This window comes from Lachnoclostridium sp., from assembly GCF_031997925.1.
Classification (GTDB): domain Bacteria; phylum Bacillota; class Clostridia; order Lachnospirales; family Lachnospiraceae; genus Lachnoclostridium.
Window position 1 is genome coordinate 99985 of the sequence record NZ_DAMADT010000004.1, and the last position, 24197, is coordinate 124181.

At 35.5% G+C, this 24197-nt stretch carries 19 protein-coding genes; 18 read left to right on the forward strand and 1 reads right to left on the reverse strand.

Going from position 1 to position 24197, the window contains the following annotated elements:
- The 9 genes from RTP52_RS04600 to RTP52_RS04640 form a co-directional block, all read left to right on the forward strand.
- Nucleotides 1–810 (forward strand): ABC transporter permease subunit (locus tag RTP52_RS04600; RefSeq protein WP_312369493.1); only part of this gene is annotated, 810 nt, incomplete at its 5' end.
- Between the two features lie 11 nt (nucleotides 811–821).
- Nucleotides 822–1754, forward strand: a complete 933-nt coding sequence (locus tag RTP52_RS04605) for a carbohydrate ABC transporter permease (RefSeq protein WP_312369494.1) — start codon at nucleotides 822–824, stop codon at nucleotides 1752–1754.
- A 57-nt stretch (nucleotides 1755–1811) separates the two neighbouring features.
- Entirely contained in the window at nucleotides 1812–3317 is a 1506-nt protein-coding gene (locus tag RTP52_RS04610; protein ID WP_312369496.1) for an ABC transporter substrate-binding protein, read from the forward strand.
- A gap of 243 nt (nucleotides 3318–3560) precedes the next feature.
- Nucleotides 3561–4517: a glycoside hydrolase family 130 protein gene (locus tag RTP52_RS04615; RefSeq protein ID WP_312369498.1), complete on the forward strand. Its 957-nt coding sequence runs from the start codon at nucleotides 3561–3563 to the stop codon at nucleotides 4515–4517.
- A gap of 37 nt (nucleotides 4518–4554) precedes the next feature.
- Complete coding sequence (locus RTP52_RS04620) at nucleotides 4555–5838, forward strand: glycoside hydrolase family 125 protein (RefSeq protein ID WP_312369500.1); 1284 nt, start codon at nucleotides 4555–4557, stop codon at nucleotides 5836–5838.
- 116 nt (nucleotides 5839–5954) lie between these two features.
- A complete protein-coding gene (locus RTP52_RS04625; RefSeq protein WP_312369501.1) occupies nucleotides 5955–9086 on the forward strand; it encodes an alpha-mannosidase in 3132 nt (1043 codons plus the stop codon).
- Nucleotides 9087–9362: 276 nt separating this feature from the next.
- The gene (locus RTP52_RS04630) at nucleotides 9363–11078 is read left to right on the forward strand and encodes a sensor histidine kinase (protein ID WP_312369502.1); all 1716 of its coding nucleotides are present in this window, start codon (nucleotides 9363–9365) and stop codon (nucleotides 11076–11078) included.
- A complete protein-coding gene (locus RTP52_RS04635) occupies nucleotides 11071–12597 on the forward strand; it encodes a response regulator (RefSeq protein WP_312369504.1) in 1527 nt (508 codons plus the stop codon). Before RTP52_RS04630 ends, RTP52_RS04635 begins: the two co-directional genes overlap by 8 nt.
- A 77-nt stretch (nucleotides 12598–12674) precedes the next feature.
- Complete coding sequence (locus tag RTP52_RS04640) at nucleotides 12675–14195, forward strand: ABC transporter substrate-binding protein (protein ID WP_312369506.1); 1521 nt, start codon at nucleotides 12675–12677, stop codon at nucleotides 14193–14195.
- A gap of 156 nt (nucleotides 14196–14351) precedes the next feature.
- On the opposite strand, the gene RTP52_RS04645 is transcribed toward RTP52_RS04640, so the two are convergent.
- Nucleotides 14352–14630: a hypothetical protein gene (locus RTP52_RS04645; protein ID WP_312369507.1), complete on the reverse strand. Its 279-nt coding sequence runs from the start codon at nucleotides 14628–14630 to the stop codon at nucleotides 14352–14354.
- A gap of 515 nt (nucleotides 14631–15145) precedes the next feature.
- Between RTP52_RS04645 and RTP52_RS04650 the strand changes: the two genes are divergently transcribed.
- The 9 genes from RTP52_RS04650 to RTP52_RS04690 form a co-directional block, all read left to right on the forward strand.
- The gene (locus tag RTP52_RS04650) at nucleotides 15146–16645 is read left to right on the forward strand and encodes a GH39 family glycosyl hydrolase (RefSeq protein ID WP_312104078.1); all 1500 of its coding nucleotides are present in this window, start codon (nucleotides 15146–15148) and stop codon (nucleotides 16643–16645) included.
- Nucleotides 16646–16831: 186 nt separating this feature from the next.
- Nucleotides 16832–18148, forward strand: a complete 1317-nt coding sequence (locus RTP52_RS04655) for an endo-1,4-beta-xylanase (RefSeq protein ID WP_312369509.1) — start codon at nucleotides 16832–16834, stop codon at nucleotides 18146–18148.
- 181 nt (nucleotides 18149–18329) lie between these two features.
- Complete coding sequence (locus RTP52_RS04660; RefSeq protein WP_312369511.1) at nucleotides 18330–19013, forward strand: response regulator transcription factor; 684 nt, start codon at nucleotides 18330–18332, stop codon at nucleotides 19011–19013.
- Nucleotides 19014–19136: 123 nt separating this feature from the next.
- Nucleotides 19137–20060, forward strand: a complete 924-nt coding sequence (locus RTP52_RS04665; RefSeq protein WP_312369513.1) for an ABC transporter ATP-binding protein — start codon at nucleotides 19137–19139, stop codon at nucleotides 20058–20060.
- The gene (locus RTP52_RS04670; protein ID WP_312369515.1) at nucleotides 20057–20836 is read left to right on the forward strand and encodes an ABC transporter permease; all 780 of its coding nucleotides are present in this window, start codon (nucleotides 20057–20059) and stop codon (nucleotides 20834–20836) included. The genes RTP52_RS04665 and RTP52_RS04670 overlap by 4 nt, the downstream gene beginning before the upstream one ends.
- Nucleotides 20837–20867: 31 nt before the next feature.
- Nucleotides 20868–21809 carry a sensor histidine kinase gene (locus tag RTP52_RS04675; protein ID WP_312369516.1) on the forward strand — a complete coding sequence of 314 codons (942 nt, stop codon included), beginning with the start codon at nucleotides 20868–20870 and terminating at the stop codon, nucleotides 21807–21809.
- Nucleotides 21810–22267: 458 nt separating this feature from the next.
- A complete protein-coding gene (locus tag RTP52_RS04680; RefSeq protein ID WP_312369517.1) occupies nucleotides 22268–22648 on the forward strand; it encodes an iron chaperone in 381 nt (126 codons plus the stop codon).
- Between the two features lie 170 nt (nucleotides 22649–22818).
- Nucleotides 22819–23619, forward strand: coding sequence for a DUF3658 domain-containing protein (locus RTP52_RS04685; RefSeq protein WP_312369518.1), 801 nt, complete (start codon nucleotides 22819–22821; stop codon nucleotides 23617–23619).
- A 297-nt stretch (nucleotides 23620–23916) separates the two neighbouring features.
- Nucleotides 23917–24197: Ku protein (locus tag RTP52_RS04690; protein WP_312369519.1), on the forward strand; the 281-nt coding region annotated here is incomplete at its 3' end.

The window sequence follows — 24197 nt, forward strand, 5'->3', positions numbered from 1 at the left end:
TTTAGAATCATTGATTCATCGAAGAATTTCTTTTATAACTTACTAGCCAGCGAGACGGTAGGATTTAAGAATTTTAAATTCTTATTTTCCAGTGGTTCAGGAGGATTGGTTATAAAGCTGACGTTATTATATAACCTAGTGTTTATCGTACTTGGAATTGTAGTTCCTGTAACACTTTCCCTTATCATGAGCCAATTACATAGCAAAAGATTTGCAAAAACATGTCAGACTTTAATGTTCCTTCCTTTTTTTATGTCTTGGGTAGTTGTTACTTATTTTGTATTTGCTTTCTTAAGTCCAGACAAAGGGTTAGTGAATGAGATATTAAAGAATTTCGGTCGTGCCCCGATTAGTTGGTATCGTGAGCCAAAGTATTGGCCAGGTATTTTGATCTTTTTAAATACTTGGAAGGGTATGGGATATGGAATGGTAGTTTATTTAGCAAACATCGCAAGTATTGATGGATCACTATATGAAGCGGCAATGATCGACGGTGCGACAAAATTACAACAGGCAAAATACATCACCCTACCAATGATGAAATACGTGATTATCATGATGTTTATTCTAGCAACCGGCGGGATTGTTGGATCTGATTTTGGTCTATTTTATCAAGTGACAAAGGCTTCGAATTCCTTATATACAGTTACCGAGACAATTGATGTATTTATTTTTAAGATGATTAAGGAACAACCTAATCCGAACATGGGAGCCGCAGCAGCGTTCCTGCAATCAGTGATCGGATGCTTATTGATTCTGACAACCAATAAGATCGTTAAGAAAATAGATAATGATAGTGCAATTATATAGGAGGTAGACGGATGAGAAAAAAAGAAAAAGATTTTGAAGAAACTCCTATCAAATATAATTGTATCAAACCTGCTACAAACGTTATATTCAGCGCGATTTTCTTCCTATTAGCTGTTCTATGTGTTGTTCCGACTATTTTTATCGTAATCCTGTCTTTTTCAAGTTCAAAAAGTATAGCCCAGGTGGGGTACTCTTTCATTCCAGTCGAATGGTCCTTGGAGGCCTATGAATATTTATGGAATAATTTTGATATGATTAGCAGAGCATTTGGGGTTTCTATTTTTGTAACCATAGCAGGAGTTATCATCGGACTTTTACTCACAACGTCAATGGCTTATTCCTTATCAAGAAGTAATTTTAAGTTAAAAGGATTTTTTACCTGGGTGGTATTTATCCCAATGGTATTCGGAGGCGGTTTAGTTTCCACTTATAATATTTATACGTCAGTACTGGGATTAAAGGATTCTATTTGGGTTCTTATTCTGCCTATGGCGGTATCGTCCTTTCATGTTGTAATCTGTAAAACATTTTTTAAGACGACGATTCCGCAGTCCATCCTAGAATCTGCTGAGATCGATGGAGCTTCACAATTTAGAATATATTTTCAGATGGTACTGCCGATTTCGAAACCACTACTTGCAACCATTGGTTTATTATTAACCTTTGGCTATTGGAATGATTGGTGGTTATCCCTTATGTACATAGATAATAAAAAGCTGTATTCCCTGCAAGCTGTATTAATGAGCGTAGAACGTAACATTGAATTTCTTGCAAATAATGCAGATTCGTTAAGTGTATCTGCTGCAGAATATGCAATGAAGATGCCAAAAGAGCCTATGCGAATGGCTATGGCAGTGGTCATTGTTATACCAATTGCGTGTGCATATCCATTCTTCCAAAAGTACTTTGTAACAGGTTTAACGGTAGGATCTGTAAAAGAATAATTGTGTTATTGGACAACAAAAGTGTTGTTTAATATAAAAAAGAGAAGGAGAGAGAAAATGAAGAAAATTTTAAGACCTTTCAGTATGATGCTAGTTTTGCTACTATTGCTCACAAGCTTAGCAGGATGCGGGAAAAAACCAGAGAACACGGAAACTACAAAAGAAACGAAAGTAACTGATTCTGGTAAAGACAAACAGGCAACAACTACTCCTGCTAAAAAAGAACCGGTAATGTTACGTTGGATTCAAATTGGCGGTGAACCAAAGAATTATGACAATGTATTAAAAGCATTAAATGAATACTCCATTGAAAAAATTGGTGTTGGAATAGACTTTACATACCTGGATTGGGGTATCTGGGGAGATAAAGTGAAAGCCATGTTAAACTCCGGTGAAAAATTCGATATTATGTTTGTTGGTGGTAGTGAATATAGTATGGGCGTTTCCTTAGGTGCCTTTGCTGATATCTCAGAGCTTCTAAGTGAGACTCCTGACCTTAAATCATTCATTCCGGAAAAAGTTTGGACTGGTGCTCAGATTACCGGGAAAGTCTATGGAGTACCTACTTACAAGGATTCTTCTCAGACACAATACTGGGTATGGGATAAAGAGATCGTTGATAAGTACCAGATTGATTACCAAAACATCAAAACAGTTGTAGACTTAGATCCTGTATTACAAAATCTTCAGCAAGAAATTAATGCAGGTAAGATTGAAGGTACAAATTATGCATTTACGGTTGCCAGGGATGGTATCAATGGATTTTTGATGAACTATGAACGTCCGATGCCGGCACTCGGTGTACGTTTTGATGACCAGAACGCAAAAGTAGTAAACGTATTCGAGCAAGAAGATATCATGGAAATCTTAAACTATATGCATAAATGGAATAAAGAAGGCATTGTAAATCCTGATGCTGCAACTTTAGAGAATGGTCCTTCTTGGTGTATTGTAAGTTCAGGTCAAGGCTTCCCTGGAGCAGATGTATCGTGGTCAATAGGTCGTGGCAAACCAACGATAAGTAATCCTTTTTATGGTCCATTATTCTCAACGGATAGTATTTTAGGATCAGTAAATGCTATTTCATCTAGTTCTTCATACAAAGCAGAAGCTTTAAAATATCTTGAATTATGTAACACAGATCCTAAGATGAGAAATATGCTGGCATATGGTATCGAAGGAGAAGACTATACCGATCATGGAGATGGAACTATCACTCGCGTTGATAATGGTTATAATCCTGCAACTTATTCACAAGCAACATACTTTACATTAAAAACAGTTGCACCAAATCCTCCAGATCAATGGACAAAGGTTCAGGAATGGAATGATAAAGCAACAGCATCTGTATTGTTAGGCTTCTCTTTTGATCGTTCCAAGGTGGATAATCAAATGGCTGCGTGTGACTTGATTTTATCAAGATACAAATATGAGTTATATACAGGTACAGTAGATCCAAAAGTTGCAGTACCGCAAATGTATGAAGAACTAAAATCAGCAGGCTTAGAAGATATTCGTACAGAATATCAGGCACAAATTGATGCTTGGAGAGCAGGAAAATAAAAATATGCTAACAAATATCAAGAAGAGAGATAATTCTTAATATGAAACATAAGTATCCTTGTATGAGATATTTTGTACAAGGATACTTTTCCTGCAATTATGGATAGAACCATTGATAATTGCGAAACGATATGATATTTGAAATTTAGTAAAAGATTTGAGGTAGAAGCAGTGAGAATAAAAAGCATTGAGAATAAAAAGCATTGACTGAATGCATAAGTGAGACTGTAAAGGAGATTGAAGATGAAACATATACCATGGGAGCCAAGACCCGTTGATTGTGAGGATGTTGTTTGGAGATATTCAAAAAATCCGATCATACATAGAAATGAAATCAAAAGAAGCAATAGTATTTTTAATAGTGCGGTGGTACCTTATAAAGATGGTTATGCAGGGGTATTCCGGTGCGATGATAAAAGAAGAGAGATGTTTCTTCATGCCGGATTTAGTGCTGATGGAGTGAAGTGGAATATAAGCCCTGAACCAATCGAGTTTCAATCTGAAGTGGAGGATAGCGAACCATTTGAATATGGATATGATCCAAGAGTATGCTTCATTGAAGATAGATATTATGTTACCTGGTGTAATGGATATCATGGTCCTACCATTGGAATTGCATATACCTTTGATTTTGAGACCTTTCACCAAATGGAAAATGTATTTTTACCTTATAACAGGAATGGTGTTCTATTTCCAAGAAAAATTAATGGGAAATATGCAATCTTAAGTAGACCGAGTGATACGGGACATACTGCTTTTGGTGATATCTTTTATAGTGAGTCGCCGGATCTGATCCATTGGGGAAGACATCGTCACGTAATGGCACCTAGAGGTTGGTGGCAATCCACAAAAATTGGAGCCGGACCTGTACCGATTGAAACAAAAGAGGGTTGGCTACTGTTTTATCATGGTGTACTGACCTCCTGTAACGGGTATGTGTATAGCTTTGGAGCAGCAATGTTAGACCTTAATGAGCCTTGGAAAGTAAAGTATAGAACAGAACCATATTTATTATCACCACAAACATTATATGAATGCGTTGGTGATGTACCAAATGTTGTGTTCCCTTGTGCAGCTTTACATGAAGAAGAAAGTGGCAGAATTGCAATTTACTATGGCTGTGCAGATACTGTTACAGGCGTATGCTTTACTATGAGAGATGAGCTAATTGATTTTATGAAAAAGAATTCCAAGCTTTAATGTTTAAACAAGAATAGTTCATAGGGAGCAGGGAAAAATGGAAACTTCAAAAGCGATAGAAGAATTATTTGAGACGGTAAAACAGAAATTAACGGGTATGGAAAAAGTATATATGGCATTTGAAAAATGTTTTCTCAATACAATCACCACGACAGTAAAAAGGTTAGACGATGGTTCTTCCTATGTAATTACAGGTGATATTCCTGCTATGTGGCTTAGAGATTCTACTTGTCAAATCCGCCCGTATCTAGTATTAGCAAAGAAAGATTTAGCGATAGCTCAGATGATAAAAGGGCTAATTCATAGGCAATTTAAATACATACGGTTAGATCCTTATGCAAATGCCTTTAACGAAAGTGCCAATGGACATTGCTGGGAACAGGATGAATGCGGCATGGGACCTTGGGTATGGGAACGAAAATATGAGATTGATTCTTTATGCTTTCCAATACAGTTAGCGTGGTTATATTGGAAAACGACAGGTGATACCAGTCACTTCGATAAAAATTTTAAGAATGCCATTAAAGTGATTATGCATACATGGAAGCTGGAACAAAATCACGAGGAGAACTCTCAGTACCATTTTATTCGAAAAAACACCTTTTTTAAGGATACGTTATCGAGAGAAGGAAAAGGGGCGTTAGTAAAGTCTAAGATCGGATTGACTTGGTCAGGCTTTCGGCCAAGTGATGATGCTTGTACCTATGGCTATTTAATTCCATCAAACATGTTCGCTACTGTTGTACTAAACTATGTGGAAGAGATTGCAACAGAGGTTCTAGAAGATGACAGCATAGCAAAAGAAGCGCTCTTGTTAAGAAAAGAAATCGGGGACGGAATTGAACATTACGGTATAGTGAATACAGAAGAATTTGGCCGCATCTATGCATATGAAACAGATGGTTATGGACAGTATAATTTAATAGATGATGCAAATGTACCAAGTTTACTATCGATTCCTTATATCGGATATGTGGGAAAGGAAGAAGAGGTTGCTAATAATACAAGGCGATTTATATTAAGTCATGCAAACCCTTATTACTTTGAAGGTAAGATGTTATCAGGAATAGGAAGTGCTCATACTCTATCAAACTATGTCTGGCATATAGCGGTTGCAATGGAAGGTTTAACGAGCGAGAAAGCAGAAGATAAGCTTCAGTGTATAAACCGAATCATGAATACATTAGGTGAAGATTTGTTGATGCATGAAGGAATTTATGCGGATGATGCCGCAATATACACCAGAGAATGGTTTGCATGGGCGAACTCACTTTTTGCTGAATTAGTTCTGGATTATTGTGGTATAAAAGCAGGATTTTGAAAATCTAGAATTATTTCATAAAATCTAGAATTTATTAAGTTGAAAGACTAGGAAAAGAAAATTACTATTTTATTAAGTATAAAAATGTTTGGATGAAACATTTCATAGGAGGACACATGTTTTATACAGAGCGGAAATTGGAAAGAAGAATTGATGAATTAAGCAATTATCGATATAGAGATGTGATATCATTTGATGAGTTATATGTAAAAGAGGATGTCGAGAAATTAGTAAGACCAGAGGTACCAACAACCTTTGGCGATTTTAAGACAATGAAGGTCGGTGAAACCTGGTCCGGCCGCGATTGTTATCTTTGGTTACATAAGGAGGTTATTGTACCTACTGATTGGGACAAAAAAAGAGTGGTAGGTATATTTGATTTCGGAAATACCGGAGCTGGTAACAATTCTGGTTTTGAATCCCTATTATACCTAAATGAGCAACCCTATCAGGGAGTTGATGTAAATCATAAAGAAGTATTTTTGAAGGAAGAATTGGTTGGTAAGAAAGTCTGCTTCACCTTTCGTTTGTGGTCAGGACTTGAAGGCGGAGGAGTTCAGCATGCACAGGAGCACAAATTAAATCGTGCTGACTTGGCATATTTAGATGAGAAAACAGACGATTTATATTATTTATCATTGATGATACTGGATACTTTAAAAAATCTTGATGAGAATAATGCCATTCGCAGCGAATTAAAAATTCATTTAGATAATGCCTTTAAATTAATTGACTGGTCTTATCCAAATAGTGAAGCGTTTTACCAATCGGTTCACGAAGCAGATGATTATCTTAATGAGAAGATCGATGGTATGGATAAGAACTCTCTTGTCAATGTCAAATGCATAGGACATACCCATATTGATGTGGCATGGTTATGGAGACTAAAGCATACAAGAGAAAAATGTGCTCGTTCCTTTTCTACTGTTTTAAGATTGATGGAAGAGTATCCGGATTACATATTCCTGCAAACGCAGCCGCAACTATACGAATATATCAAAAATGACTATCCTGAAATATACGATGGAATTAAGAAACGAATTGCAGAAGGTCAATGGGAAGTTGATGGCGCCATGTGGGTGGAGGCGGATTGTAACTTAACAAGCGGAGAATCCTTAACAAGACAAATTCTTCTTGGTAGTAAATTTATTAAAGAGGAATTCGGTAAGGATGTGGAATATCTATGGTTACCAGATGTATTCGGATATTCCTGGGCACTACCTCAAATTCTTAAAAAGTCCGGTATTGATATGTTCATGACAACGAAAATAAGCTGGAATCAATATAATCGTATGCCTCATGATACGTTTTATTGGCGCGGAATTGATGGAAGTGAAGTTCTGACACATTTTATTACTACACCTGACCCATGGAGTGAACCAGGGTCCTGGTTTTATACCTATAACGGTAAGCTAACACCAAAAACAGTAAAAGGTTCTTGGGATGCTTATAAGGATAAGGATCTCAATAAGGATATTTTAATCGCCTATGGATATGGAGATGGCGGTGGCGGTGTAAATCGTGATATGCTGGAACAAAGAAGAAGAATTGATAAGATACCTGGATTACCAAACCTAGAAACTAGTACTGCAAAAGACTATTTTAATACATTAAAGAAAACAGTCAAAAGCTCAGACCAATATGTTCATACTTGGGATGGGGAGCTATATATGGAATATCATCGTGGTACCTTCACTAGTCATGCTTATAATAAGAAAATGAATCGGAAAATGGAATTCTTATATCGTGAGACGGAGTGGCTGTCCGTAATGACAGCTATGTTATCAGGTGATGTACACACAGCAAAACAGGAAGACTTAACAAATGGTTGGAAAATTCTATTAACCAACCAATTCCATGATATTATTCCTGGATCTTCGATTAAAGAAGTATATGATGATTGTGTTATTGATTATAAGCAAGCAGAATCGATTGCGAATCAAGTGAAAGAAGAAGCATTACAACTTCTTGTTTGTGAATCAAAGGATACTTATACAATACGAAATAACTCAAGCTGGTTAAGAAACGATTGTGTTGAAATACCATACGATGGCAGGAAGGGCTATTTTGTTAACGAAAAGGGTGAAAACTTAAAAGCTCAATTGGGTCCTCATAGCTGGATTGTTTATCTGCAAAATGTAGCACCGATGGGATTTGCGAAAGTAAGGTTTATAGAGGCTGCTAGAGAAAATGAAATACTTCCTTTTGAGTATTCTAATCATTGTATTGAGACACCTTTCTACTCGATTCAGTTAAACGAAGAGGGTCAGATTATAGCAATCTATGACAAAGAAAATAAACGACAGGTAATTGCTCCAGGAGAAAAAGCAAATGTTCTTCAAGTTTTTGAAGATAAACCTATGGATAATGATGCCTGGGATATAGATATTTTCTATCGGGAAAAGATGAGAGAAGTAAGCGACCTGGAACACTTTGAGGTAAAGGAAATAGGAACACTTAGAGCTGTATTTTCCTTCCAATGGAAGTATATGAGTTCTGTGATCAAGCAAGATATGATTGTGTATGCGTATAGCAGAAGAATCGATTTTGAAACCTACGTGGATTATCATGAAAAACGTCAATTACTAAAGGTAGCCTTCCCAGTTGATATAAGATCTACCTATGCAACCTATGATATCCAATATGGTAATGTAAAACGACCAAATCATTGGAATACCAGTTGGGATCAAGCAAAGTTTGAGACCGTAGCTCATAAATGGGTTGATTTGTCCGAATACAATTATGGTGTAAGTTTACTGAATAATTGTAAGTATGGTCATGATGTAAAGGATCATTTGCTTCGATTAACTTTGATTAAGACAGCGATGCATCCGGATTATTTACAAGACCAAGGCGAGCATTCTTTCACCTACTCTTTATTGCCTCATAAAGGTGATTTTGTGAAAGGAGAAACGGAGAAGGAAGCATTTGCACTCAATCAAAAACTAGAAGCGATTGCTGGCGAATGTGTTCTTCCTGATAATTATAGCTTTGTCTCCATCGATAATGAGTACATTGCGATTGATGCAATGAAACAGTCAGAGGATAAAGAGTACTTAGTCGTACGCTTCCATGATTATAGTGGCTCAAAGAATATAGTTAAGTTACAGACTGGTTTTAAAGTAACAGAATGGGTTGAGGCTGATTTACGAGAAAGACCGATGGAAGATAATCATTTCGATTCGGATATCGTTTTAGAAGTGAAACCGTATGAAATAAAGACGATTTTAGTTAAGGGAGTATTTTAGCCCCATTCAGGAATTCCCAATAAACTTGCCTGTAGGCAAGTGGGAATATCCGCATTGATATGAATTAGTATAGTTACGCAAAAAGAGAGTATTACTCTCTTTTTGCGTATATTCATGACAAGTGGAGCAGTAAACTGGTCCATTTTGTTTACAGCAAGGGAAAGTAGTAAAGAGTGCTTTTCCTTGTCTTTGGCATAAGTGAATTTCTTATAAATCTTGTTGCTGAATCTATCCATAAAATGTAGAATGATATGGAAGGGAGGTTAATGTACGAACGTGAAAAATTTGAATCGAAACACAAGAAATATATATACGAGACTCATTATAACTTACATGTTAGTACTGATAGGTATCATTGTAGCTATGGAATGTTATATCATTGCTAATTTTCATAAAGAAGCACGGTTCAATGACTTAGAAAATATGAAAAGTATGAACCAGGATGTGTATGAATACCTAGAAGAAACAGCTTCCATTGCAGAGGATATACACCATAGTCTATATCTAAACAGACAGCAACTACAAGATGTTCTATGGTTATTAGATTTATCCTTAGAAGAATATTACAATAAAAAATTAGGGTATTATACGGATAATAAAGGAGTTGACTTTATGGGGGTCAATTCATTTATGAGTGAGGCCATATCAAGATATGCTAATATAAAAAACATAGCATTAATCAGTATCAAGAATAGTGTCATGCATAAGTATGAGGTAGATGGTAGCTTAAGAAATGCTGTGTATGAATTGCAACGAGATATGCTTAACGAAAAAACGTTAGTTATTGATGACAGTATCATTTTTCAAAAGATTATTCAAGATCCCAGTACCTTTAAGACGATTGGTTATATTCAAGTAGCATTTGATAAGAGCGGTTCTGCAAAATTTGAAAAGCGTTACAACAAAGTAAAAATGTTAGTGTATTTGGACTCTGGTGAGATTTTATATGCTACAGAACAAAAAAGATTTCAAGATGTTGCATCAATTGTAGAAAATGGCAATTTTGAGGCTTCTTATGGTGTTAAATACTATCGGCAGCATAAAAAGGATATTAACTATATTACATATATTGATAACAAAGAATTCGGCATCATACCAATTGCTGATTACATCATGTTCGTCTTAGTTGGGCTTTTATTGCTGTTTATTGGTAGCAATATCGTTAATTGGCGTCTTAGAAAGCTTACCACAAGGTTGAATAAAATATTAGCTGCTATGGAAAAAGCCATGGAAGGTGATCTAAATATTCAGTTAGAAGTTGGACATGAAGATGAGCTTGATATTATCTCTGAATATTTTAATGAAATGTGCTGTAATCTTGATTCTTATATACAGAAAAGTTACATCGCACAAATAGAACAAAAAACTGCGGAAATGCAGGCCTTGCAAAGCCAAATTAATCCTCACTTCTTATATAACACTCTAGAAGCTATTCGAATGCAAGCAATCTGTAATGATGATAAAGAAGTAGGAAAGATGCTGTATGGTTTGGCAGTGGTATTTCGGAGTCAGATAAAAGAGGATAACATAATCACATTAGCAAAGGAAGTTTATTACTGCAAAAAGTATGTAGAACTTTTTGAATTCAGATACAAGAATAAATTTAAATTTGTATTAAATTTTCCTGAAATTTATATACAAGTTCCAATCATAAAATTCATTATTCAGCCTATTATAGAAAATTATTTTGTTCATGGCATTAGACTAGAAGATGAAAATAATATATTAAGTATCAATATATATGAGGCTGAGGATGATTTAATCATTGAAATTAAAGATAATGGCAAGGGGATGCCAGAGAGTCAAATAATTGAAAAGTTAAATGAAATGAAGCAAGAGGGGAATAGCCGGGGGTCAATTGGCTTATTAAATGTCCATCGTCGCATGGTAGCTACTTACGGTAATGATTATGGTCTAGGAATTAGACAGAATAATCCAAATGGATTGATTGTAACAATAAAAATTCCATTTAGGGGGGAATCTAATGTATAAAGTATTAATTGCAGAAGATGAAGATATTATTCTTGCAGGTATTAATAAAATTATTGATTGGGATGAACTTGGGCTTGAGGTGGTATGGTTAGCGCATAATGGACAAGAAGCTCTTTCTATGTTGGAAAAAGAAGCTGTTGACATTATTATTACAGATATTAACATGCCGGTGATGAGTGGTTTAGAATTTCTTTCTCAAGTACGAGCTGAAAATAGACGAACTAGATTTATTATAATAAGTGGTTATGACGATTTTACATATGCACAGAAAGCAATTCCTCTTAGCGTAGAAAATTACATATTGAAACCAATTAACGAAGAAAAGCTGCAAGATGTGCTAAATCAAACAGTACAAAAATTGATTACGATCGATAATGAAAGCAAATATACAATTGCTACAAGACATAAGCTACTAAAGTTTCTATCAGGGCAGATGAAAGAGGATAAAGATATCTTTTTCAAAGAAACAGGGCTCCGAATAGACAAACCTTTTGCTATTGTGGCTAATGTAAAATTGAAGCCAAGAGATAGAAACGAAAAGGAATTAGAGGGAATTACTAGATTTATCAGGAGAAAATTCATCGAATTAGATTTGCAGACCTTAATTTACGACAAGGATGAATTTCTAATTATCTTTCAAAATAGTCAGATGGATTATAATTATGCAAGAACCAGAATGGAAGAAGTGCAGTATCACATAGAGGCATTTTATGAGATTACAACCTTTATTACAATCAGTTCTATATTTCATGATTTAGATGGTATTAGCGGGGCATTTCAAGAAACGAAAAAACTACAAAAGTATCTTATCATAGCTGGTTACGGCAATAGTATTGATAAGAGATATTGTAGCGGAAGAAAATCTACAGATATCAGTCTGGATGAAAGCTTAATCGATAAGTTAATCTTAGCAAAAGATAGAACAGGAATTAGTAAATATATTGATGATTTATTTAGAAATCATATTGAGAAAGAAAAGATAACAAGTGATGCAGTATATCATTTAGTAATTAAACTGGCATTATCACTTCAGCGTGTGGTCCGCGAATTCAAACTATCTTATGATAATAACATTAAGAATTTGGTAGAAGTAATGGAAGAGCTTTTCAGAGCGGACGATCTTTCTGATATCAAATCGATCTTTTTAATTGAAATTATGGAAATTATAGACTGTATCAATGTAGGAGATTCACAGTATACACCTGTAGTTAGACAAATCTTAAGCGATCTGGGAGAGTGTTATAAAGAAGATATTAATTTGAAAGTACTGGCTCAAAAGTATTGTATGAATACTTCATATCTAGGTCAAATATTTCAGAAGGAAGTTGGGATGCCTTTTTCTCAATATTTAACGAATATGAAGAATTCGAAAGCAAAAGATTTAATATTAAATACCAATCTGAAAATTAATGATATCGCAAAGGAAGTTGGCTATCCAGATGTAAGTTACTTCTATAGAAAATTCAAACAATGCTACGGTACATCACCAGCTTCATTAAGAGAGTTAAAACAATATTAGTACTTCCAATAAGTTGTATAGTAATACTAGTTGAAAAGACATAAAAAGTAAAGTTATCGGGAGAGAGGTAGAATACGATGAAAGATAGCTTAAGGGTTATAATCTCAACACTAGGTATTATTTCACTAATTGTAATCATGATAGGATGTAGTCGCAGGAGTGAGGATGAAGTCTATGCTAAGAATGAAATCTCTAAACAAAATGAAGTTGTGGAACTAATATGGTATCAACTAGGTGCACCTCAAGAGGATGGTGATTTAGTTCTAGGAACAGTCAATGACTATATAAAGGATAAAATAGGGGTCATAATAAAAATTAAATATATTGGATGGGTGGATTACAATCATAAGACACAGTTGGTTATCAATGCTGGGGAGCCTTTTGATTTAATGTTTACGAGTTCATGGGCGAATGATTTTTCACAAAATGCACAAAAAGGAGCTTTTATGCCGCTTAATGATTTATTACCTGCATATGGAAAGGATATGCTGAAGAATATTGATTTAAGGTTTTGGGAAGCCGCAGAGGTACATGGAAAGATCTATGCAGTACCGAGTGAAAAAGAGATTGTAAATATGCCAATGTGGACATTTACCAAAGAATATGTTGACAAATATCAAATTCCGTATGAACAGCTTCATACGTTAGAGGATTTAGAACCATGGTTAAAAGTAATAAAAGAGAATGAACCGGATGTTATTCCGCTATATTTAACCAAAGATTTCTGCCCTCCAATTTATATGGATGAAATCGTATATCCATTGGGCATTGAGTATTCCTGTGATCCGAATAATTTAATTGTTAGTAATTTGTTTGAAACAGAAAGCATGAAATCAACCTTAAGAACACTTCGAGAATACTATTTAAAAAAGTATATTAATTGGAATGCTGCCACAATATCGGATGATAAAACCGTGAAGCGCTTTGTAACAAAGGGTGATGGGCAGCCATATGCGGATCGAATATGGTCAAGAAACCTTGGTTATGAAGTCGTGACAAGTACGATCATGGAATCAAAAATCTCTAATTATTCGGCGCGTGGTGCCATGACAGCTATTTCAAGAACATCAAAGCACCCGGAAAAAGCAATCGAATTTTTAAATCTATTGAACACTGATGAGTATTTACGTAATTTGATTAATTATGGAATAGAAGGTGTACATTATGATAAAGTAAATGCTAGTAAGGATGAATTAAGAAGTGTCGAAGGTTTGGATCATGTCTATACATTTAAAATGAGATATAATTATGACAATATGAAACGTTATGATGTTCCTTATTGGGTGCAAGGTGGGCTATTTAATACCTATGTTCCTGAGGGAGAACCTCTTGATAAATGGCAGAAATTCAGAGAATTAAATAAGAAGGCAGAGACGGCACCAACGTTTGGTTTTGATTTTGATTCAGATGCTGTGAGCTCTCAAATAGAGAAAATTAAAACCGTGATGAATGAATTTGTTCCGCCACTTTATACCGGTAGTGTAGATCCGGATGCTATATTACCTAAATTACAACAAAAGTTAAAAGAAAATGGAATAGATAAAGTACAAGATGAGATTCAAGTTCAATTCAATGAATGGAAGATAAACGGACAATAGGTTGAGGTACTAGAAACATATAGCCGACACCTTTGAAATGCAATGGAAGATTAAAAAGGAAAGAGCATAAGTAAAAAGAGAAAAGAAAATAATTTAAAAGGTATATGCTTGGATAAAATTTTTTTCCCTAACATATACCTTTTATTAGTGTATAAATTATTGTTCAGCACCAAGCCAATCGACCAGCCATTCACCGTTCACTTTTTTTAATTCCATAGATATATACGTATCCACGTCCTTTCCAACTGGTGTAAATAAGTAGGAAGTTACTATTTCATCATCTGATCTTATAGCATCCAAAATAAATTGACACTGAAATCTCATTAAATCAACTTGATATTCAGAAAAGCTATTTACAATCTTTATTGCATCACTTGGGTTAATCAGATATTTTTTTAGTTCTCCTACATCTATTTTATATTTGATGATGACCAAATAGATCCTGTAATTGGTTGTATGACTATTTCAGGTTATGATTTATTAGAAGATACCAAATACATTAACAATCAAATACCAGGACATGAAGCAGGGTAAATTAATATTTAAACTTTATAATTGATGATAGATTAACAAAGGAAGTGGAAATATATGGCACTTCCTTTTATTGATTACTGGAATTTATAAGAAAGTTGGTTATATATTTACAATCTTAGTGGCATTTAGTACCGTTTAATTTTAATGGAGTAATTACCATTTTGTGGTCGATTCTTCTTGTATAAAGCTACTTGAAGAGTTACAATTTAACATAACAATGTTGTTGATATTGTTGTGTGGGAGTTAAGAAAATGCCATCTGTGAATGAACTATTAGATATTGCATGATTGGTTATATGCAAGTAGCATTTGATAAGAGCGGTTCTGCAAAATTGGAAAAGCGTTACAACAAAGTAAAATGGCAAGTCTATGGAAGAACTAAATATCCCAATAGAGCGATGATAAGGAGGGGATTCGATGCAGAAAGTTGTTGATATAACAAAAAATGGGAATAAGGTCAAACCGATTTGGAAAAAACTAATCTGTGCGGGAAGAGCGCATGAGGTCTTAAGAGCGGATTGGCAGCAGCAATTGAAAAAAATTCAAAAGGAAATAGGCTTTGAGTACATAAGGTTTCACGGATTATTTAATGATGAAATGATGGTTTACAATGAGGACATGAATGGAAATGCATGGTATGACTGGCATTATGTTGACGAGGTATTTGATTTCTTGCTAGGAGAGCAACTTCGTCCGATTGTAGAGTTAGGTTTTACACCGGAAAAAATGAAAAGCGGAAATCAAAACGTATTTTGGTGGAAGGGCAATGTAACACCACCGGCAGACTATAAGAAATGGTGTAGGATGATTGATAGTTTTATTCGTCATTGTATGAATCGTTATGGTAAGTCTGAAGTTTTAAAATGGTATTTTGAAGTTTGGAATGAACCGAATATTTCACCGTTTTGGTCAGGCACTCAGGAGCAATATTTTCTATTATACAAAGAAACGGTAAAAACGATAAAACAAATACATAACGGATTAAAAGTGGGTGGACCGGCGAGCTCTGCATCTGCTATCGGTGATAATGCACCTTGGGTGGAAGATTTCCTTCACTATTGTGAAGAGAATCATGTTTGTGTGGATTTTGTTTCCACACATCCATATCCGAATGAATGGCCTCTTATTGACAATCCGGTCCATACATACCGGGATGAGCAGGGAACATATCGTTCCCTGGATTGGCTAAAACGTACAGTTGCAAATTCCGCCTTCAAGGATGCAGAGATTCATATTACCGAATGGAATTCATCTCCTAGTCCACGAGACTTGGTTCATGATACGGCATTTATGGCAAACTTTATTATTCAAAATAATCTCTATTGTATGGAGCTTACGAATTCGTTAGGATTTTGGACCTTTACCGATGTATTTGAGGAAAATGGTGCCGCATCAAGTGTTTTTCATGGTGGATTCGGATTATTAACTCAGCAAGGATTAGAAAAACCGGCATACCACGGTTACTATTTCTTGTCCCGGCTTGGAAGCGAAGTGATTGAATTAGGTGAAGATTTTATCGTGACAAGAAGCGAGGATAATATTCAGATCCTGGCATGGAATTACGTTCATTACAACGAGGCATTTTCGGCTGGAGATGGATCAGCTTTAACTCTTTATGACAGATATTCTATATTCCAGCAGAAGGAAGAACTATATTTTAATATTAAATTAGTGAACCTTGCGGGAGAGTATAAGGTAACCACGTACAAATTTGATCGAGATACTGGATCGGTTTTTGATTGGTGGGTAAAGAACGGTGCTCCTGAAAATATTGATCTCGAGGAAAAGGAAATTTTACAAAGTAATATGAAACCTCAAGGTGGTATAAAATACATTGAAGCGGATGGAGCGTTTAGCTTTGAGCATTCCATAAAACCTCATGGTTTTGTATTTGTTGAATTGACAAAATTAATATAAGAATTATGTTTGAATTGAAATAATGATCATAGATATAAAGGCAGAGAAGGTTAGGGAGTTTAACAAATAAGCAGTAGAAGGTGCAGATCCGGACGGATCTGATTAAAATTTAAGAGAAGAGTAAGTATCCTAGGAGCGATAAAAGAGTATATCAGCAGCTTTGGATAGTGATTAAGGAGAAGATTGATGAATCATATTGAAAACATTGCATCGTTGGCAGAACTGGACAATTTCCTTGATGCTCAAATTGAACAAAACCGAAAAGGAGATTTTGAAGTATTGTTTTTAGATCAATTAGGTGAGTTGTCTAATGTATCTAAGATTTCTGTAGAACAAACAGATCATGATTTCACCTTTGGCATATGCCCGAATGGACATATCAGTATGACAAATGCGCTCGCTTGCGGGGTAAGTAACGAGGCGGAGCTGTATTGGAAGCTTATTGGTGAATTGTTTAATGCCACAACCTTATGGTTTGGCTGGCGGGTACTGGAACCGCTAGAGGGTCAGTGGACTTACAAAAAGGAAGTTAACGGCTATGGACCAATGGAGAATATGATTAAGCGTGCAAAAGAGCTGAACCATAAAATAACAGCACACGCTGTCTTATATCCAAGAAATGATGTTTCACCTGATTTTCTTCATCACTGTACACCGGAGGAAGCACTTAAGTTTCTGGAGAGACATACCAAAAAGTTAGTGGAAGCCTACAAAGATGACATAGATTTTTGGCATCCTGTGAATGAGGCTTATGCTGGGATACAGGAGGTTGGTGCTCTTAAGGTAAATGAAGGCCTTGTTTATAAATGGGTACGTGATGTTGAGCCCTCCGCGCAGCTCGTAGATAATGGTGGCTATACCATTCATCCTGAATTCTATGAAAAGGGTATTAAAAATGCACACCTTTATGGAGCGGATGTTGATTATCTGGGTATAAGAGGTTACTTTGAATATTATAATGCGGAGTCTTTGTTATTCTATAAAAAGTTATGGAATCACTTTGATCATCTGACATCTTTGTATGGTAAGAAAATCAAGTTCACAGAGATAGGAGCATGTTCAAAAAATCCTTCCCGCAGTTATGATGAGTGCATGACGGACGACCCTACAGTAGATATGGGCTTAGGCCTGGCTAAAACGGATGCTGCGGTCGATGCTATGATGACAGAAGAAACCCAGGCTATATTTTTGGAGAAAATGTATAAGTTAATGTTTGCTCATTCTAATGTGTATGAGTGTTCTTATTGGGATTTACTTGATAATTATACGTGGAATCAAGTAGATGGAGGGCTGGTGAGAAAGGATTTCTCTCCAAAACCTGCATATAGAAAGCTACAAGAGTTGATACATAAAACCTGGCATACAAAAGAAGAAGTTGAAGTGATTGATGGGGTACTTCGATTCCGTGGATTCTATGGTATCTATAAGCTAAATATTAATGGAAAAGAATATTCAGTAAGCCTGACCAAGGGTAATAATAAGGCTGTAATCGCGTTGGTATAACTTTACTTTAGCTACTGTTGCATTAGAATTGGCACTTCAATATATGGGGTGTCTTTTCTAATGCTGTAAATCACATGCTTTTGTAATGCACCTTATATATCATTTACCTTGCATTATTATTTTGCCAAATTTATAATGAATATAAATTTAAGCATATAACATTCAGAAAGAAGTGAGAAAAATGCAATATAAAATATTGGTCGTGGAAGATGAAGCGGATATAAACGGTTTGCTGGTTAAGATATTAAAAGAAGTTAATTATCAGACCATACAGGCTTTTTCAGGTACGGAAGCAAAACTGCTGTTAGAAAAAGAGGTTCCAGACCTTATTTTACTTGACCTCATGCTTCCGGGTATGTCGGGAGAAGAATTATTACGAGATATTCGAGAGAATAAACATTACGATATTCCTGTTCTGATACTTTCTGCAAAAAATTCCTTGGGCGATAAAGTATCTTTGTTAAAGAACGGGGCAGACGATTATATCACAAAACCATTTGAGCCGGAGGAAGTTCTTGCAAGAGTGCAAGCAAGTTTAAGACGTAATGGAAAAGAAAGTGGCTCTGAAAAAATATTGAATTATAAAAAATTGAAGTTATACCCTCAATCACGAAAAGTAATGGTTGATGAAAAAGAACTTGTATTTACTGCACATGAATATGATATTCTTTTCCTGCTAATGCAAAATCCAGAAAAAGTATATTCCAGAGAAAGTCTGTACGAGTTGGTATGGCATGGTGGGTATTACGGAGAAAATAATACGGTCAATGTCCATGTCAGCAATATAAGAAAGAAATTAAAAGAGAATGACCCTGAGGAAGAGTATATTCAGACAGTATATGGGATTGGGTTCAAGCTCCAATGAAAAACTTTACGACTTCTTTAAAAGTTCTTTATGACTTATTAAAAGTTTATGTGGTACGATACGTTTATCGATGAGGAAATTCCATAATCGGCAAACGCATTTTTAGAAAATGAGGGTAGACAGATGAATGAATATGTCATAGAGACAAAGCAAATTACAAAAGCATACGGTTCTCTCCTTGCATTAGACCATGTAAACATTCACGTGAGCAGAGGAAGCATTTACGGACTTGTTGGTGATAATGGGGCTGGAAAAAGCACATTATTGAAATTATTAGCTGGTCACAGCTTTTCAACAGAGGGAGAATTACGCCTTTTTGGGAAATACGAAGAAAAAGAATTAGAAAATTCTCGCAAAAAGATAGGCTGTATGATTGAACAGCCGGGATTCTTTCCAAACATGACGGTAGAACAGACATTAAAGTATTACTGTATTCAAAAAGGGATTCCCGATACAAAAAAAGTAGCAGAGATGTTAAAGTTGACAGGTATTGCAGAAAAGAGAAAAAGTAAATGTAAAAATCTTTCATTAGGGCAAAAACAAAGATTAGGGCTTGCGATTGCTATGATTGGAGAGCCACAGCTTTTAATACTGGACGAACCTATCAATGGATTAGACCCTAGCGGAATTATTGAATTTCGTAATTTACTCCACCGATTAAATAAAGAAAAGAATATTACAATATTACTGTCAAGCCATATACTATCGGAACTTCAACAAATTGCTACCGTGTACGGTTTTTTAAGTAAAGGTAGATTGATTGAAGAAATTACATCCCATGCATTGCATGAGAAGTGTTCAGATTGTATTGAAATTAAAGTATCAGACGTTGAAAAGTATTCCGTTTTATTGGAGAAGCAATTTCCAAAAGAAAATTATAAGGTTCTTCCAGAAAGCAACGTTCGTATCTATAAACCACAGGAACAAGCGGAGGTCTATAGTAGGTTGGCTTCTGAGAATGGCGTTTATATCACTGGTATGAAAACAATACAATCTTCTTTGGAAGATTACTATATGGAATTAAAGAAAAGAGGTGATGGAAAATGATGAATTATGTGAAAAGTGAAATCTATCGAGTAACACATAGCAAGGGTATTTATTGCTTTACTGCAATTTTGGCTGGCTTATCTTTTTTACTAAACGCTGTATTAGCCTGGTTTGGTAAAATGGACGGGGCAAGTTTCCCGTATAATACAACATCATTTTCCTATTCAAATTTGGTGGCTAATCCAATGATATTTTGTACCATGGGTGCAGTCGTTGGAATCATTTTGTATGAGGGAAACAGAAAAAATGGTAATTTGAAAAATACGATTGCTTTTGGTATTCCCAGAACAAAAGTTTTTGCTGGAGAATGTATTGTAGCAGCCATTTCAGCTATTGTTTCTTTGATTATCGTGTTGGCGGTTTATATCGTAAGTGCGATTATATTATTAGAACATAAAGGTCCCGTAAATCTGACAGATTTATTGACAGAAATTCCAGCCGTATTTTTATTAGCTGTCGCCTCTTTAATTTCTGGAATTGTTTGCATTGAAGCGTTTGGGAAAGATTCTACTGGAATTATTGTTTGGTTTATTATTTGGTTTATTATCCCTAAAGTTTTCTTTTATTTAGGGCTTCGCTTTGATGTTATTTATAATATTGCTATGTGGATGCCGGAGAATTTTTTTGGAACAAGTGGAATGATTGTCAATATGTCTCAGAGCATTACCGCATGGGGAACATCCGAGGGAATGGCAAAGTGTATAATTTCCGGTATCATTGGAATTATTGTTTTTTCTTTATCGGGTGTAGTATTATTGAGAAAAAGAGAGTTGTAATTTCTAGGTCTGGTTTGGGAGGAAAGAAGAAATGTTGTGTATCATTTTAATTGTCGTAACTGTTATCATAGGTGGGTATTTTACTTTTCGTTATTTTTCACTCCTCTATGCTTTTAAGGAGATTACAAATGAATTAAACGACATACAACAAGACCTTACCAAAAACCAGATTCTTGATTTGCCAATACCAAACCGACATTTAGGAAAATTATTGTCTTCTTTTAATAACACCTTAGAAGAAATACGAGGGGAACGCCAAAAATACGAAAAAAGAGAAAAGGAATTTCAACGGCAAATTGAAAACATTAGCCATGACTTACGCACTCCTTTAACTGTAATTCTAGGTTATTTAAAACTCATTAAAAAAAATGACAACAGCCAGATTACAGTAAATAAAGAGCTGTCAGAAACATTAGACATTATAGAACATAAAGCTGAAATTATGAAGAATCTGGTTACACAGTTTTATGATTTTTCTCGTATAAACGCAGGTGATTATGGATTGCCTTTAGACAATGTTGATGTTTCCAGAACTTTAAGGGAATCTCTCATGGGAAATTATCAAATTTTAGAACAAGCTCATTTAGAGATAGAAATAGATATTCCAGACCACCCACTATGGGTATTGGGGGAAGAATCAGCGTTAGAACGAATATTTCTTAATTTGTTACAAAATGCTGGCAGGTATGCTGACACATATCTTTGTATCTCGATAAAAGAATGTGAGCAGAATATATCTATTTCATTTATGAATGATACACGAATACTTTCAGAAGATGATGTACCTCATTTGTTTGATAGATTTTATATGCAGGACAGCTCCAGAAATCAAGGTGGTACTGGCTTAGGTCTGACAGTTGCAAAATCGTTAGCAGAAGAAATGGGAGCAACATTAAGTGTTAATATGAATGATATAAAATCTGAAAAGGATAAATTCACTGTCTGCTTTGAATTGCTTATGAAAAAAATTTAGTGATCCATTTCCTGCCAAAGATGTTTTGTCAGTATCTTCTGGTTTATTCCGTTCATTTTTTTACTGCGTTCAATAAGGATGTGTACTTCGTTCAACTGGGGATGCTACGTTTAGTTCCATGGTTTCTCTGATTACAATGTGGATTGTCCGTGTAGGTCTTGGTTTTATATTTACAATCCAACTTGGCTTTAGTGTGCAGGGCGTTTGGATCTGCATGGGATTTGAATGGGCGGTACGGGCTTTGATTTTTTATTTACGATATCAATCAGGTGTATGGTTGTCAAAGAAGGTGATAAAATAAAGAAGAACGTTGGAAGACTCCCTTCTCAATTTTGGTGATTTGAGGAAAGGATTTAATAGTCGAAAAAAAATTAGTAAGGACTGAAAAACAGAAACGTAAAGAAAGATTGATGTGGGAATGTAGAATATAAAGGAAATATCATGACAGGAGAATAATAATGCAGTATGAAGCAAAAACCCCGGAGGAATATTTGAAATTACTAGAGAATGATTGGAGAAAAGAGAAGTTATTAGATATCAGACGTATCATTTTGGAATATGCTCCTGAGCTGGTGGAAAGCATCCATTATAAAATGTTATGCTATGGCAATGAGTTAATAAAAATATTTTATTTGAATGCTCAAAAATCTTATGTTAGTTTATATGTAGGTACAATAGAAAAAGTGGAGAATTCAGATATATTACTGGAGAAATTTAATTTCGGAAAAGGCTGTATTCGTATAAAAAAATCGATTGATATTTCAAATACAGGACTGGAAACTTTTATCAAACAGACGATTGATATTTGGAGAGCAGGCGGCGACACATCATGTTACTAATAAGAAAGTTTCCCCTTTACCTGTGGAGAGTGCGGCAATTTTGAGTTTTATCACACAAGAAAGAAGGTAGATGTCATATGATTGAACTTGCCTTTGGCGAAAGCCCTGCCGGTGCTCTAAAACTGGCGAAATCAATGAAGCAAAGAGAGTGTTTGGGAGGTTCAGTAACAGTGATTGGCGGCACTGAAAATGAACAGTACGAAGCAATGAAACCCTGTAACTGGTCCGGCATGGCGATGGAAGGTAGTTCTAGGGATGTCGTGGCATTAACACTCGCGTTGGATATTGGTGATATTTCAGATATGGATACCGATATGGACAAACGCAAAAAGCTGTTTGAAAGTCTGTTTGTAGACTTTCCAGGAGTATCTGATGAAATGTGGAAAATAAATCAGCATACCCTGATGCGGCTTCAGGAAGCGAAAACATCGCTGGAACCTATACGGATGTGGATAAGCACCAGCGATCCTGCGGAAATGTGTAGTCTATATTTTGTGTGCCACTTGATGTCGGATTCTCAGACACCTCTTTCTGTTGTATGTGTTCCGCAGTTGCTTGAGAAAGATAACCGCATAATATGTTATCGCAGTACAGGAGAAGTACATGCGGAAGAGTTTGGAGCATTAACTGAATATGAGGAGCCGATAAGTGAATTACAGCGAAGAGTCTATGCAGGTATATGGTGTGACCTGATGAGTGAAAATGCTCCTTTACGTGCGATAGTAAATGGATGTGTTATTGGCGTGCCAGTTGATTTTTATGATTTCTCACTTCGATCTAACCTATCGGATGGAGAGATAAAAGTTGCACAACTTATTGGTAAAACACTAAGCCAAATACCAGGTGTAGGTGACCGTTGGCTATTCTTAAGAATACGAGCGATGATAGAATCGGGAGAGTTAATTGAAATTTCAATGGGAACAGGTGATCATCCTTATTCAGGGGTAGTAAAACGAAGAAATAAGATGTAAATTACGGCTATATGAGAATTCACCTTCACCATTCAGACACTTAACAAAAGGACTTGAACCTACGTGGTTTGAGGCCTTTTGTTAAGTGTCTTTTTAGCTTTCGAGGGCGTAGATTGAATAAAGCTTTCTAGGTGCAGAGAAAACTATCCGTTCAACGGAGAGTTATATCTTTATTAACTTTAAAGATAATTATAACCATAATTATAACCATAATTGAGATAGGGTATATTATTTAATGAAATATATCTGAATACTTAAAATTTAGTTGGAAACAATATCCTTGGAGGTGCTTACATTATGATATCACGTAAATCAGTCATAACTTTTGGCATGGTAGCAATCCCGATTGGGATGTACACGACCACAACGGACAATGACATCCATTTCAATCAGCTTCATAAGGAAGACAATAGCCGCATTCGATATAAGAAGACCTGTGCACACTGTGGTAAAGAGATTAAATCAGAGGACATTGTAAAGGGCTACGAGTATGATGAGGACAAGTATGTCGTCGTCACAGAGGATGAAATTGAAAAGATTAAGACAGAAAAAGAAAAATCTATTCAGATTCTGCATTT